The organism is Bartonella propinqua, assembly GCF_047263965.1.
GTDB lineage: Bacteria > Pseudomonadota > Alphaproteobacteria > Rhizobiales > Rhizobiaceae > Bartonella.
Genome location: NZ_JBLEBK010000003.1, coordinates 238,746 through 253,998, shown reverse-complemented (window position 1 = coordinate 253,998; position 15,253 = coordinate 238,746). Strand labels below are relative to the sequence as shown.

The window sequence follows — 15,253 nt, the reverse complement described above, 5'->3', positions numbered from 1 at the left end:
GTATGAGCAACTCGTTCAAAAATATTAAAAATGATGTTGCAAATGGTGTTTCTCAAGATGTTATTGATGACATTACTCAAACAGTTACAGCTGCGGTTAAGAGTAGCAGTCTTGTTAAACAAGATGCGTCCACAAATACTATCACCATTGGTGGAGAAATAGGTGGTACTGCAATTACAGTTGCAAACAATGATGGTGCATTGCGTAGTATCTCTGGCGTAAAGGCAGGCATGCTTACAGCTGGCTCAACAGAGGCTGTTAACGGTGCACAGCTCTATTCGATGAGTAACATGCTTGCTTCATATTTTGGTGGTGGTGCTAGATATGAAGATGGGGAATGGAAATTACCAAATTTCACGATTACCCAAGTCAATGATGAAGGTGCTTTTGTAGAGGGAAGTTATAAAAGTGTTTCCGATGCACTTGCAGGTATAAGCAACTCTTTCATCAATATTAAACAGGGTGTCATAGATGGTGTCTTGGATGATGTAACGGAAGAAATCGTTAATGGAATCAATAAGGATGTCATCACTGGAATTACTCAAACAGTCACGGATGCGGTTAACAGTAATAGACTTGTTAAACAAGATGAGTTTACAAATGCTATCACCATTGGTGGAAATATGGCTGGTAGTGAAATTACAGTTGCAAACAGTGAAGGTTTTGCACGTAGTATCTCTGGCGTAAAAGCAGGCATGCTTACAGCTGGCTCAACAGATGCTGTTAATGGTGCACAGCTCTATTCGATGAGTAACATGCTTGCTACATATTTTGGTGGTGGTGCTCATTATGAAGATGGAGAATGGAAAGCTCCAGCATTTGATATTGTGCAGTTCAATAGCAATAGCCGCTTTAGTAAAAATAGCTATACTACTGTTGCTGATGCTTTTGATGCTCTTAATAATAATATGTTAGATATGAGTAATCGTATTGATTTGATTACAGATCAAATCAATTCAGGTTCCGATGGTTCAGGTTCTGGTGGTTCAGGTTCTGGTGGTTCAGGTTCTGGTGGCTCAGGTTCTGGTGGCTCAGGTTCTGGTGGTTTAGGTTGGAATGAAAATGAAAATGCATATGATGCTAGTCATAATGGACAACCAAGTAAGATTACCAATGTAGATAATGGACAAGTTGCTAATGGTTCGCAAGAAGTTGTGAATGGAGGGCAGCTCTGGGAGACAGATCAGAAGGTGACGGAGATTGGAGAAAAAGTAAATAATCTTGATAAACATATGAAATATAGTACAAATGGAGATGGAAATACGGTTCTGTCCTTAAGTGGTGGGGATGAGAGTGAACCAGTTTTGATTGACAATGTAGCGGATGGTAAAGTTGAGAAAGGATCAAAAGAAGCGGTCAATGGTGGTCAGTTGTATGAGCAGATGGAGATTGTTCTTAACGAAGCAAACAAATATACAGATGAGAAATTCAAAAAGATTGCAGATAATAATCTTAATGCGGCTAAGCAATATACAGATATGAAGTTTGAAGCGTTAAGTTATGACATTGAGAATACTCGGAAAGAAGCAAGACAGGCTGCTGCCATTGGATTAGCAGTGTCTAATCTGCGCTACGATGATACACCAGGAAAACTTAGTCTTGCATTTGGTAGTGGTATGTGGCGTAGTCAATCCGCGTTTGCTTTTGGTGCTGGTTATACGTCTGAGAGTGGAAATATCCGTTCTAATTTATCAGTAACCAGTACAGGAGGTCATTTGGGTGTGGGTATAGGATTGACCTTCACATTAAACTGATAAAACTGGTATATAAACTCTTCTAAATTTCTACTTACCCCTACCTCAATTGAGGTTAGGGGTAAGTGGCTTTTTGATAAAAAGCTGTGTATGCAATTATAATGAAATAGGTGCAATAAAAGTTCCAATCGCATTAAAAAACTATTTTAAATTTGTTGACTTTTATTGCAGCTAAAAAAATGTATTTTTATTATTGTTCTTTTTATAAATACAAGTATAATGTGAGTTGAACGTTGAGTTTGTGACTAAAAATATATATTTTATGAATAATTGATGTATAAAAAATAAATCATCTTTAATATTTAGTTTTATAGAGATTTCATACATTACATATTTGAATGTGTAATGTGTTTTTAACGTTTTTTACTTGTAGTATTATAAAAAATATATGTGCTATACTATAATAGGTGAAGTTAATTTTTTAATTTCATCGATTATTTATTGTGTAGGTGTCTTCATTGGCTACAGTTGGTGCATTTTTTATTGAAAGTTTTTTTTTGAGTTTTTTAGAAATTTTGATTCAAAGAAAGCACTTGTCGAAAATGTTAGAAGCACTGTTTTAGTTGATTTATGAGGTTGTTAGCTTTGCTCATAATTATTGATGGGTTAAAAATGATAATCATAATGTTTGATGCCAGAAATAAAGAGATAAAAATTATTAAGATTGGTATTTTTTTTAAATTTTTACAATGAACAATGAATAGCTTTATTTGGTGAATAATATGTTTGCTGCGTTTTTAGAAAATTATGCTGAATATAAGGAAAGGCAGTCGATTTTCCAGAATTCATAATAGCAATCATTTTTATGAGAAAAGTAGCTATAATACTATTTTTGACGCTCTCAATGAGAATATATGAGGTGTTGATGGTTGTGTTTATGATATTGAAAAGAGTGTATCGTTCAATTGTTTAAATTTGGGATAAGGATGATGGTGTGTGACACTTATCATCTTATGATGGGGAATCTAGTAAAATGATCAATATACCCAGTAATAAAGTTGAAAAAAGTTCGTAGAAATAGCGAATGGTAGCTAATTGTATGATTACAGCAAATAGTAGAAGATAACTAAAGTGTGGGGAGCAGGAACATTCTGATATAAAAATGGTGGCAAAAAAAATTAATAAAACTATAAAAAAGCAAAATACTTTAGCAAAGATTTTGTTTATTTTTCTCTTTTTAGGCAAGGGTGAGAGCTTTGCTGATAAAAACAATAGTGCTTACACAATACATCCTCCACAACTATCTGTTCCTAGGGGTGCTCCGGGTGAAACGCGTCGAATTATTATGCAGTTTTATAATTGGACTTTGATTTGTGATGAAAAACAGTCGATTCATCAAGGGATATGTAATGTGACGCAGACTGTTCATGATCAAGAGGATAACACTATCTTTAGTTGGTCTCTTGTTTCTACGAAAAATGGTCAAGCAGTGATGCTTTTTCGAGCATTGCCAAAAGCGGATAAAAGTGTTCCTATTCAAATGTTTATGGATGGTGTTAAAAAGCCCATTCTTATTCATTATACACAATGTAATCAAAGAGTGTGTTTAGCGCAATTGCCTATAGGGCCTACTTTAAGTGGGCAAATAGAGCAGAACAAAAATGTACGCATTTCTTATAAAATTGAAGAGGGGGATACACTATCTTTTATTGCGCCATTTAAAGGACTTAGTGCAGCACTTTACTCTTTACAACGATAGCGATATAGCTAATTTAGCAAAGTTTTATTTCATGAATTATTGCATTTTACAGGTGTGAAATCATAATAAATATCTTATATGCAATACAATACAATTTAGAGTTTTCTGCGAAATTTATAAGCTAACTTATGTTAGTAGTTGACAGTAAAAAAAATTACTGAAAAGAGCCAGTTTAAAAGTAATTTAAATTAAGCGAAAATATTCGTTTCTTTAGATAAAAAGTGAATCATAATTTTATTTTATTTTATTTTTTTTAGTTTATACGGTTTTGGAAAGAGCTATTACTCAAGATTGAAAGATAATAGTTTTGAAGGAGCATAAGGGCTTGTTTATTTTTTCAAAGCGCTTCTATATTGCGAATATAGAAAAGAATGTCGTTTAAAAGAATTTTAAAATATAAGCTTACTTTTTTCATAGAAACTTTTTAAAGATGCGTTTCAATGCTATGAAGAAAAGAGAGAAAGTCTACAAGAATACATTTTAGTATAAACAGTTAGCTGATAATTTAAAGCCCATAAAAAATTCTACTATTGCAGAAAGATTTTATTTTTAAATGTCGCGAGAGCGTTTTTTAGCAATTTTTTCTTGATCTGTAAGCGATAGATTATATGATAAAGCATTGAGGATTTGTTCTTTAAAGTTAAAATAAAGAATATTAAGTGTTATCATTGTGATGAATGTTTGCTACCTTGAGGGCACAGGGTGGGTTGAGCTCAGGTATCAATATCACTGCGCTTTTTTGTTGGATATGGGTTATCCAAAAGGGCGTTCCTTGGTGTTTTTCAAGATTATTTTTTGCATTTAAAAGCACATTTTATCCGAAATTTTTATTACTGTATAGTTATAACATTTACTGAATGTTTAAAATATATGATGGTAGTGTAGACAATTTTAAAAAGATAAAAAATGATGCATAGTTTTTTAGTAATAATGCTTAAGTTATCATAAATTAAAGGTTTTAGCTCAGGAATTTTAGGGTACATTTTTGAAAAATTTCTAAAACGATTTTTATTTTAGCAGGAGTGCATTTTATTCAGAGCGTTAAAATTAAAGGAAAGTTGATGATACTGAAATGAGTAATGTAAACGGCACTTTTTTGATAACAGATTGTTATGGAATATAAAACGAGTATCTGATTTTAATGAGGAAAAGAAGACACGATTTTAGCCTGATATGGCTTTAAATAAACAATTAGATAACAAATTGTGTGTTAAAAAATTTATGGAGCTGATGTTTTTTACTGATTTTAATGAGGAGAGGGTGTCTAAACGTTAAAGTAATCAAAATGTGGAGACAATAAATAACGATGAAAAAAACAACCAAAACACCAACTGGCGGATATGGTGGTTCAGGATCGCATGAATTACATCAGCGTGTAAAAAAGAAAGCAGGAACCATTAAAGCATCATCGCGTAGATGGTTGGAGAGGCATTTGAATGACCCTTATGTTCATCAGTCAAAAATAGATGGTTATCGTTCACGTGCTGCTTATAAATTAATCGAAATTAATGAGCGTTATAAATTTCTCAAAAAAGGTCAAAATGTTATTGATCTGGGAGCTGCACCAGGGGGATGGTGTCAGGTGTCTGCGCGTATAGTGGGATCAAGTGATCAAAAGCCTAGTGTGGTTGGTATTGATTATTTGCATGTTGATCCATTACCTGGAGTGGTGATGCTGAAAATGGATTTTTTATGTGTAGATGCACCGCAAAAATTAATTGATGCTTTAGGAAAAAAGCCAGATATAATTCTTTCTGATATGGCTGCACCAACAACGGGTCACCGTCAAACGGATCATTTAAAGACGGTTTATTTATGTGAAGTTGCCGCTGATTTTGCTCTCTCGGTTCTCAAGCCTGGAGGACATTTTTTAGCAAAGGCTTTTCAAGGAGGTACGGAAAATACTCTCCTCACTACATTAAAACAGAATTTTAAAACAGTTCATCATGTAAAACCACCTGCAAGCCGAACAGAATCCGTTGAACTTTATCTTCTAGCTCTTGAATTTAAGGGAAACACCGAAACTCAATAACAGCTTCCTTTTTTCAGAAGGTTAGAGTTTACTTATAATTTAGGTGTAAAGGTCTTTCCAAGTAATTGTGCGTGATATTATTGATAGTTTTTTGTAGATGATGAAAAACTGGTAAAATTAGCACATTGCTTATAAAGGTAGAGAAATTGATTCCTCAGTGAGCGTTGCCATGAAATTTCTTGATCAAGCTAAAGTTTATATTCGTTCTGGTGCTGGAGGGGCGGGGGCAGTATCATTTCGTCGTGAAAAATTCATCGAATTTGGAGGACCAGATGGTGGCAATGGAGGGCGTGGTGGTGATGTTTGGGCTCTCGTTGTTGATGGGCTCAATACGTTGATTGATTATCGCTATCAGCAGCATTTTAGAGCAAAAACAGGAGGGCACGGCAAGGGACGTAATATGACGGGTGAAAAGGGTGATGATATCATCCTTAGAGTGCCAGTTGGGACACAGATTTTTGAAGAAGATAATAAAACATTAATCTGTGATTTGACAGAAGTTGGACAACGTTATCGTCTTGCAAAAGGAGGGAATGGTGGTTTTGGAAATCTTCATTTTACGACGTCTACAAATCGAGCACCTCGCCATGCGAATCCTGGTTTGGCTGGCGAAGAGCGTACGCTGTGGTTACGTTTGAAGTTAATTGCCGATGCGGGGCTTATTGGTTTGCCAAATGCTGGAAAATCAACTTTTTTAGCGTCAGTAACGGCTGCAAAACCAAAAATTGCAGATTATCCTTTTACCACTCTGCATCCTCATCTTGGTGTTGTACGCATTGATGCTCGTGAATTTGTTTTGGCTGATATTCCTGGCTTAATTGAAGGAGCCCATGAAGGTGTGGGGATTGGGGATCGTTTTTTAGGGCACGTTGAACGTTGTCGTGTTTTACTCCATTTGATTTCTGCTCAAGAAGAAGATGTGGCAAAAGCATATCAGATTGTCCGTAGTGAACTCGAGGCGTATGGAAATAACTTGAGTGATAAGACTGAAATTGTAGTTTTAAGTCAGATAGATACTCTTACTATTGAGGAGCGTAAAACGAAACAAGAGGCTTTACAAAGAGTAGCTGGTAAGCCTGTTATGATACTTTCTGCAGTGAGTCGTGAAGGTTTAGAAAATGTGTTGCGTGCTAGCGCACATATTATTGAAACAGCACGCAAAGAGGATGCCAGTGAGGATAAGCAGGGTTAATGAAGATGGCAGTTGGATTGCAAAAGCTTGCGCACTATAAACGCATTGTGATCAAAATTGGATCTGCGCTTTTGGTTGACCCTCAGACAGGTTTACGAACGAGGTGGCTCAACAGTTTAATAAGTGATGTTGCTGAGCTGCATCAAAAAGGTGTTGAGGCTTTACTGGTATCTTCAGGAGCCATTGCTTTAGGGCGAACATTACTACATCTTCCTAAAGGTGCTTTAAAATTAGAAGAGAGTCAGGCATGTGCTGCTTTAGGGCAAATTGAGTTAGCTAAAACCTATAGTGATGCACTTGCTCAATATGGACTAAAAACTGGTCAGATTTTGCTCACTCTATTCGATACAGAAGAGCGACGACGTTATCTGAATGCGCGTGCTACGATTAATACGCTTTTGCGTTTTGGAGCGGTTCCCGTTATTAATGAGAATGATACTGTTGCGACAAGTGAAATTCGCTATGGTGATAATGACCGTTTAGCAGCACGTGTGGCAACAATGATGGGGTCGGATCTTTTAATACTTTTATCCGATATTGATGGTCTTTATACAAAGTCTCCTCATTGTGATCCAACAGCTGAATTTATCCCTTTTATTGCATCAATCACGAGTGACATTGAAAAAATGGCAGATGTTGCAGTTTCAGAATTTTCTAAGGGGGGAATGAAGACCAAGCTTGATGCTGGGAAAATAGCAAATTCTGCTGGAACTGCTATGGTGATTACGTCAGGCAAGCGTATGAATCCTCTTGCAGCGATTGATAAGGGAGAACGCAGAAGTTTTTTTGCTGCCAGTGAAAAGCCTGTTAATGCTTGGAAGACGTGGATTTCTGGTCACTTAGATCCATCTGGGACTTTGGTGATTGATCAAGGAGCGGTGAAGGCTCTTGAATTTGGAAAGTCATTGTTAGCTGCAGGAGTTGTTGCGGTTGCAGGAACATTCCGTCGTGGAGATACGGTCGCAATCGTTGATGAAAGTGGGACTGAAATTGCTCGTGGACTTGTGAGTTATGACAAAGATGAAGTTGTACGCATTATGGGGCGTAAAAGCGAAGAAATTGAATCCATTCTTGGATATGCAACACGCTCTGCTATGGTGCATCGTAATGATATGGTTTTACGCATTTTGACTGATTCTGTTTAAAAAATGATCTTTTATCTTCTGTATTGTTTTGGCGGAGTGAATGAATAACATGTCTTTAGAAGAACAAATGAAGAATATGGGAAGGAAGGCACGTCACGCCGCTTCAGTCCTTGCGGTTCTTTCTTCTGAGCAAAAAAACAAGGCTTTGGAGATGATAGCTCTGAGTCTAGAAGCTCAATCAACAAAGATTTTACAGGCTAATCATCAGGATTTAGAAAATGCTGCTCAGAATAATTTAAATGCAGCGATGGTTGATCGGCTCAAGCTAGATGAATTGCGTTTGCATGCAGTTATAGACAGTGTCCGTCAAATTGCTGATTTACCTGATCCTGTTGGACAAGTGATAAGCGAATGGACACGCCCAAATGGGCTTCATATCAGTCGTGTTCGTACTCCTCTTGGTGTAATTGGGATTATTTATGAAAGTCGACCAAATGTTACAATTGATGCCAGTGCTCTGTGTTTAAAATCTGGAAATGCTGCAATTTTACGTGGTGGTTCAGATAGTTTCTATTCTGCACATGCACTGCATTCAGCATTGGTGAAAGGTTTGAAAGAAGCTGGTTTGCCTGAAGAGGCTATTCAAATGATTGGAACGACAGATCGTAGTGCTGTTGGAGAAATGCTGAAGGGACTGGGGGGGATGATTGATGTTATTATACCTCGTGGTGGAAAAAGCCTTGTTGCACGTGTTCAATCTGATGCACGTGTTCCCACTTTCGCGCATTTAGAAGGTCTTTGCCATATTTATATTGATCAATCGGCAGATGTAGAGATGGCGCGTGATATTGTTTTAAATGCAAAGTTGCGGCGGACAGGTGTATGTGGTGCTGTCGAGACAGTTTTAATTGATCATCAAGCATTAAAAGAATTTCTGCCTGTTTTGACTGCTTTACAGGAAAAGGGGTGTGAAATTCGTGCAACAGAAGATATTGTTACTCTTATGCCAGATGTTAAATTAGCATCTGAAGAAGATTGGTCATGTGAATATCTTGATGCGATTCTTTCAGTAAAAACAGTTAAAGGTATTGAGGGAGCTATTGCACATATTGAACGTTATTCATCGGGGCATACTGAATCGATTATTGCTGAGGATATGAGGGTAGTGAAGATATTTTTTAATCGTTTAGATTCAGCTATTTTGCTTCATAATGCGTCTACACAATTTGCTGATGGAGGTGAATTTGGTTTTGGAGCAGAAATTGGTATCGCAACAGGAAAAATGCATGCGCGTGGTCCCATAGGTGTTGAACAGTTGACATCATTTCAGTATCATATCAAAGGAAATGGGCAGGTTAGGCTTTGAAAACGCCATTTCTCTTATGGAAAAATCGCATGCCACATGTCGAAAGATCCAATGTTGTGGGTCTTTTTGGTGGGTCTTTTAATCCACCGCATGAGGGGCATCTTCTCGTTGCGAAAACTGCAATTAAACGGTTATGTCTTGATCAGTTGTGGTGGATAGTAACTCCAAGGAATCCTTTGAAAGATTGTGCACATTTGCCATCTTTAGATGAAAGGATGCAATTAAGTTGTGAACTTGTTGATCATACAAAGATTCGCGTGACAGGTTTTGAGCAGGCTATAGGGAGTACAGTATCAGTCGACACAATTTCTCATATTCTTACGCGCTGTCGCGGTGTGCATTTTGTATGGGTTATGGGTGCAGATAGTTTTGCGACAATTCATCATTGGTACCGATGGCGTGACATTATATCTATGCTTCCTATTGCGATTATTGATCGTCCTTCAGCACGTATGTCAGCACTCTCTGCTCCTATGGCACAAATTTATCGTTGCTTTCGTTTAGATGAGAGAGAAAGTGCACGATTACCTTTTATGAAGCCACCAGTTTGGACTTATTTGCATGGATCTTTATCTTTTCAGTCTTCGACGGATCTTCGTTTAAAGAAGAATGATTTTTCTTGAACATTTTATAAGATTCTGCAAATCTCTTTGAAAAAGTTTCTCTTTGTTTGTATATTATCAATGATAAGAAAGGATATTGGTCTGGAAAACATCTCTCAAAAACGTTCTTATGGTAATATAGTTTCAGCAGAAAAAAAAATTTTTTCAATAGCTGAAGGGTTAAAGATTATTCTCAATAGTTTAGAGGATACAAAAGCGGAAGATATCGTCTCTATTGATGTTCAGGGAAAATCATCCCTAGCGGATTACGTGGTCATAGCCTCAGCGCATTCACACCGTCATGTATCTGCTATCGCAGATCATTTATTGTGTACTTGGAAAAATAGTGGGTGCGGTCGAGCAAATGTAGAAGGGCTTGCAGGAGGTGATTGGGTATTGATTGATACAGGCGATATTATCGTCCATCTTTTTCGTCCAGAAGTTCGTCTTTTTTATAATTTAGAGAAAATGTGGCTCGCTCCAGATTTAGATAAAACAAAGTCAGTTCTTTTCGGAGATCATTGACATGCAAATTTCTATTTTTGCTGTTGGTCGCATGAAGAGAGGTGCTGAGCACACATTAGCTCATCATTATTTAGATCGCTTTTCTAAAAGTTCTGGAGCTGTAGGTTTTCATTTTAAAACATTACAGGAAATATCAGAAAGTCGTGCTCAAACAGCATGTCAACGCATGGAAGAAGAAGGAAGGAGACTTATTGAGTTTTTGCCTGAAAAATGTCGATTAATTGTATTAGATGAGCGTGGAAAGTCAATTTCATCTTCTGCTTTTGCTGAGAAGTTAGGGTTTTATCGTGATGAAGGTGTTCGTGATGTAATAATTGCTTTGGGAGGACCTGATGGACACAATGAGTGGATAAGAAATCGTGCTGATTTTCTTTTGTCTTTTGGCCTTATGACATGGCCGCATCAAATTGCACGTATATTGCTTACAGAGCAGCTTTATCGGGCTGTAACAATTGTTAATAATCATCCTTATCATCGTGTTTAACATTTTTGTGCAGTTTTTAGCACTTATTTACGCATTTATTAATATTGTTTTAGGTGACACCATTTAAATCATCTCTAGTTCATGCGATGAAATTTAATGGTTAGGCAAATGAAGAAGCTTCTTCATAAAAAAATGCGATGTTCATATGAGGAATATGTGATATTTTTTGTATTGCTATTGAGCATGGTTTTTTTCTTGTCTGTATCACATGCCGAAGATACAGTGAGTAGTGCAACAGCACATAAGGCATTGATAGAAATTCGTCAAAATATCTCTATCTCGCGTGAGCGTGTTGCTTTTCTTGTTCGTCAGGTTGAGCGTTTAAAAAAAGATCAGCGTGCTTTGACTGATGCATTGATAAAAGCAGCTCAGGCAGAACGTTTTGCAGCAAATGATATTGCTGAAAGGGAAAAAAAACTTGAAAAAATGATAGAAAAGCAGACACAAGTTTATCAAAATCTCAAAAGCCGTCGCGCTGAGTTTTCGGACGTTCTTGCTATCTTAGAACGCATGGGAGTTAACCCACCTCCTGCTCTTGTTGTGTTGCCTGAAGATGTGTTAGCTTCTGTACGTAGTTCTGTTTTATTAGGGGCGGTCATTCCTGAAATGCAAGAAAAAACACAAGCTTTGACAGAGAGCCTCAAAGAATTGACCAATATGAGCAACGCAATTACCACGGAATATGAGGCTTTGAAGATTAAAATACAAAATCAAGCGGAGCAGCGAAAACATCTAGAGCTTTTGCTAGACCAAAAAGTGCAATTACAAAGGAAATCGGAAGAAGAGCTTACCAAACAGCGTCAAAAAAATATTGCTCTTGCTAAAAAAGCGCAATCTTTGGAAGAATTAATTTTAGAACTGGACCGTCAATCACAGCTTAGTTTTGATACATCCGTGCAGGTACGGAAAAATTTACAACTATTAGAGCAGCGCAATTTTGAAAGCCAAAAAGGCTCTTTGCTTTTTCCTGTTTTGGGCAAAAAAATTAAGCACGTTAATAATAGTTCACAGGTTTCGCGTTTTGGCGAAATGGTTGAAACAGAATCAGCAGCTGTTGTTATAGCGCCTACGGATGCTCTTGTCGCTTTTGCTGGACCGTTTCGCTCTTACGGACAATTAATTATTCTTAATGTTGGAAATGGCTATCATATCATTCTTATCGGGATGTCTAGAATTAATGTAACTCAGGGGCAATTTATTCTTTCAGGTGAGCCTCTTGGTACGATGGGGATGCAATTTATTGCAAACAGTGTTGCATTGGATATAGGCAAAACTGCTCCAATGCTTTACATTGAGTTTAGAAAGCAGGGGAAGCCTGTGAATCCAGCTCCTTGGTGGCGGACTGAAAAATTAAGAAGGAACCAAAATGATTCGTAAAGTTATTTTTTTGGTCGCTGGGGTGTTGCTCGGCGCCAGTTCAATGATTATGGTGCAGTCTGTTGCTGCGGATAACGAAGGTAATACTTATAAGCAGCTGGCTATATTTGGTGATATCTTTGAACGGGTACGTGCGCAATATGTGACAGTTCCCGATGACAAAAAGCTCATTGAAAATGCTATCAATGGCATGCTGACGTCGCTTGATCCACACTCATCTTATATGAATGCTCAAGAAGCCAAGGATATGCGCGATTCTACTAAGGGAGAATTCGGAGGACTTGGTATTGAGGTAACCATGGAGAAAAATTTAATTAAAGTTGTTTCTCCGATGGATGATACACCTGCTGCAAAAGCTGGTATTCTGGCAGGAGATTTCATTTCAAAAATTGATGGTGAACAGACAAATGGTCACACATTAAATGAAGCTGTCAATAAGATGCGGGGAGCTGTGGGAACACCGATTACATTGACAATTATTCGTTCTGGTGTTGATAAACCGCTTGAGATAAAAGTTGTTCGTGATATCATTAAGGTAAAGGCGGTTAAGTACCGTGTTGAGAATGATATTGGATATTTAAGACTTATTCAGTTTTCTGAGCAGACTTTTGGCAATCTTCAAGCTGCAATTAAAGATATTCAGTCTCAAATCCCTCAAGATAAGTTGAAGGGTTATGTTCTTGATTTACGGCTTAATCCTGGTGGGCTCTTAGATCAAGCAGTGAGTGTTTCAAGTGCTTTTCTCGATAAAGGTGAGATTGTATCAACCCGCGGGCGTAAGAAGAATGATGTGATGAGGTTTGATGCTAAGTCAGGAGATATCATTAATGGTAAACCTCTCATTGTACTCATTAATGGCGGTTCGGCAAGTGCTTCTGAGATTGTTGCAGGAGCATTACAAGATCATCGTCGTGCTACAATTTTAGGCACGCAATCTTTTGGTAAAGGATCTGTTCAAACAATCATTCCTTTAGGTGAAAATGGTGCTTTACGTTTGACAACAGCGCTTTATTACACACCAGCTGGTACTTCAATTCAAGGAACTGGGATCACGCCAGATATTATTGTAGAACAACCATTGCCTGAAAAATATAAGGGCTATGATGTAAAAATTGGTGAATCTGAGTTAAAAGGGCATATTAAAGGGAAGCGAGAAAGCAATAAAGGATCTGGTTCAGCTGCATTTGTTCCGCAAGATCCTAAAGAGGATATTCAATTAAATGAAGCTTATAAGCTTTTACGTGGTGAAATGGCGAATGCAGCATTTCCGCCAGATCCCAATAAAGATGTTTTAAAATAAGAGGGAATATGTACAGTTTATGCTTTTAGGAAATAATTAAATGGATGCAACTGTTCGCTTTGAAGATCTGCCTTATCGAAAGTGTGTTGGAATCCTTGTATTTAATCACGAAGGTAAAGTTTGGGTTGGGCGCCGTTTAATGGCGTGCAGCCACACAAATAGCGAAATGTCTGATTGTTGGCAGCTGCCTCAAGGGGGAATTGATGAGGGTGAAGAGCCATTAGATGCAGCACATCGTGAACTTTATGAGGAAACAGGGATTCGGTCTGTAAAGTTGATTAAAGAAGCAAAAGATTGGTTCCATTATGATTTTCCACAAGAACTTGTTGGGTGTATGTTGAGTGACAAATACCGTGGACAAATACAAAAATGGTTTGCTTTTCAATTTACAGGAGAGATTTCTGAAATCACAATCAATCCACCGCCAGACGGCAATAAAGCAGAGTTTGACAAATGGAAATGGGTTGATCTAGAAATCTTACCTTCAATTGTTATTTCTTTTAAAAAGCATGTTTATATGAAAGTTGTTAGCGAATTTCGAAGTAGCCTTAGATGTTTATAAAAGTTATATAACCGTGGAAAGCTATTTTTTCGTTAAGATGCTTTATAGTGTGTAATATCAAAAATGATTCTATTTTATGTAAAGAACTGGAATATAAAATGAAAAAGTTATTCAATTTATTTGTAATTTTTACTCTTTTGAGTATTTCTTCTGCTGCATTTGCATTAGATCCAAAGTCAGCTACAACGAAGCCTGCAGCAGCTGCGTTGCCGAATGGTGCTTCTTCTTTAACTGAGACTTATGGTTTGTGGAGCATTAATTGTGGTGTGCAGACGGGCAAAAAAGTTTGTTTTATGTATCGTCAGGAGGTTAATAACCAGAATCGTGTTGTTGTGGCTATGAACGTTGTTCTCAATGATGATGGTATGGTATCTGGCAATTTGGTAGTTCCTTTTGGTATTTTGGTTTCCAAGCCTGTTCGTTTACAAGTCGATGATGGGAAGGCTGTTATCGAAACTGGTATTCGGACTTGTGAAACAATAGGTTGTGTTGTTCCAGTGGCTTTTGACAAAAATTTTGTAACAGCTTTACGTGCTGGAAAGCATTTGAAGTTGGCTATGACAACAGCTATGGCAGGTGAACCACCTTTAAATGATTTATTCATTCAGCTGAATGGTTTTAGCAGTGCACTTAACCGTTTAACTGCTTTGTTGAAATAATCTTAAAGTAAAGACGGCCTTTTAAAGGTCGTCTTTAATTTAATAAAGCAAAGCAATTTTTGCAGCAGATTTATAGGTCAGAGTAATAGAGTTTTTCTGTATTGTATGTTCAAAATTTTTTGAAAGTTGTAGGAAAATTTCTTGCTACTTTTGTTTTTTGACTATTTTCCATTTGGATGTTTGCTTTTCCTGTTCATGTAAAAAAGCGTTCTCATGTGTGGGGGTGTGAAACATCATTCAGTAGGAAGGTTTGCTTTAAATTCCTATATGGGGTCTTTCTATTCCGTTAAATAAAAAGAGGAATAAAGAATGATTTATGCATTGCTGCAGGTAATAGATCTGATTTTCAAGATTTATATTGATATTTTAATTGCAAGTGTTATTTTTTCTTGGCTTTGTGCATTCAATATCGTGAATATGCGTAATCGCTTTGTTTTTTTGATAGGAGATTTTCTGTACCGTGTTACAGAGCCAGTTTTAGTCCGTATTCGGCGATTCTTGCCAAATCTTGGAGCGGTTGATATTTCGCCCATTGCAGTATTCATGATTATTTATTTTATTCGTACCTTTATGTGGCGTGCTTATGCAAACATGTACTTATAAAATATTATATTGG

At 37.1% G+C, this 15,253-nt stretch carries 14 protein-coding genes; all 14 read left to right on the top strand.

What is annotated here, in order from left to right:
- Positions 1–1,754 (top strand): YadA-like family protein (locus ACMFKV_RS03995; RefSeq protein ID WP_413154555.1); only part of this gene is annotated, 1,754 nt, incomplete at its 5' end.
- Positions 1,755–2,856: 1,102 nt separating this feature from the next.
- The gene (locus ACMFKV_RS03990; protein ID WP_336288025.1) at positions 2,857–3,453 is read left to right on the top strand and encodes an invasion associated locus B family protein; all 597 of its coding nucleotides are present in this window, start codon (positions 2,857–2,859) and stop codon (positions 3,451–3,453) included.
- 1,306 nt (positions 3,454–4,759) lie between these two features.
- A complete protein-coding gene (locus ACMFKV_RS03985) occupies positions 4,760–5,485 on the top strand; it encodes an RlmE family RNA methyltransferase (RefSeq protein ID WP_413154554.1) in 726 nt (241 codons plus the stop codon).
- A gap of 169 nt (positions 5,486–5,654) precedes the next feature.
- Positions 5,655–6,677: a GTPase ObgE gene (gene obgE, locus ACMFKV_RS03980; RefSeq protein ID WP_413154553.1), complete on the top strand. Its 1,023-nt coding sequence runs from the start codon at positions 5,655–5,657 to the stop codon at positions 6,675–6,677.
- A gap of 5 nt (positions 6,678–6,682) precedes the next feature.
- Positions 6,683–7,822 (top strand): glutamate 5-kinase, encoded by a 1,140-nt coding sequence (gene proB / locus ACMFKV_RS03975; protein ID WP_413154552.1) that lies wholly within the window; start codon positions 6,683–6,685, stop codon positions 7,820–7,822.
- Positions 7,823–7,871: 49 nt separating this feature from the next.
- Positions 7,872–9,128: a glutamate-5-semialdehyde dehydrogenase gene (locus tag ACMFKV_RS03970; protein ID WP_413154565.1), complete on the top strand. Its 1,257-nt coding sequence runs from the start codon at positions 7,872–7,874 to the stop codon at positions 9,126–9,128.
- A gap of 29 nt (positions 9,129–9,157) precedes the next feature.
- A complete protein-coding gene (locus tag ACMFKV_RS03965; protein WP_413154551.1) occupies positions 9,158–9,751 on the top strand; it encodes a nicotinate-nucleotide adenylyltransferase in 594 nt (197 codons plus the stop codon).
- A 60-nt stretch (positions 9,752–9,811) separates the two neighbouring features.
- On the top strand, positions 9,812–10,255 hold the full coding sequence (rsfS, locus tag ACMFKV_RS03960; protein ID WP_336288021.1) for a ribosome silencing factor: 444 nt from the start codon (positions 9,812–9,814) through the stop codon (positions 10,253–10,255).
- Between the two features lies 1 nt (position 10,256).
- A complete protein-coding gene (rlmH, locus tag ACMFKV_RS03955; protein WP_336288020.1) occupies positions 10,257–10,739 on the top strand; it encodes a 23S rRNA (pseudouridine(1915)-N(3))-methyltransferase RlmH in 483 nt (160 codons plus the stop codon).
- A gap of 96 nt (positions 10,740–10,835) precedes the next feature.
- Complete coding sequence (locus ACMFKV_RS03950) at positions 10,836–12,116, top strand: murein hydrolase activator EnvC family protein (RefSeq protein ID WP_413154550.1); 1,281 nt, start codon at positions 10,836–10,838, stop codon at positions 12,114–12,116.
- Positions 12,106–13,416, top strand: a complete 1,311-nt coding sequence (locus tag ACMFKV_RS03945; protein ID WP_336288018.1) for a S41 family peptidase — start codon at positions 12,106–12,108, stop codon at positions 13,414–13,416. The genes ACMFKV_RS03950 and ACMFKV_RS03945 overlap by 11 nt, the downstream gene beginning before the upstream one ends.
- A 40-nt stretch (positions 13,417–13,456) precedes the next feature.
- Complete coding sequence (locus tag ACMFKV_RS03940; RefSeq protein ID WP_336288017.1) at positions 13,457–13,978, top strand: RNA pyrophosphohydrolase; 522 nt, start codon at positions 13,457–13,459, stop codon at positions 13,976–13,978.
- A gap of 98 nt (positions 13,979–14,076) precedes the next feature.
- Positions 14,077–14,637: an invasion associated locus B family protein gene (locus ACMFKV_RS03935; protein ID WP_336288016.1), complete on the top strand. Its 561-nt coding sequence runs from the start codon at positions 14,077–14,079 to the stop codon at positions 14,635–14,637.
- 309 nt (positions 14,638–14,946) lie between these two features.
- Positions 14,947–15,240: a YggT family protein gene (locus tag ACMFKV_RS03930; protein WP_332060567.1), complete on the top strand. Its 294-nt coding sequence runs from the start codon at positions 14,947–14,949 to the stop codon at positions 15,238–15,240.
- The last annotated feature ends 13 nt before the right edge of the window (positions 15,241–15,253 follow it).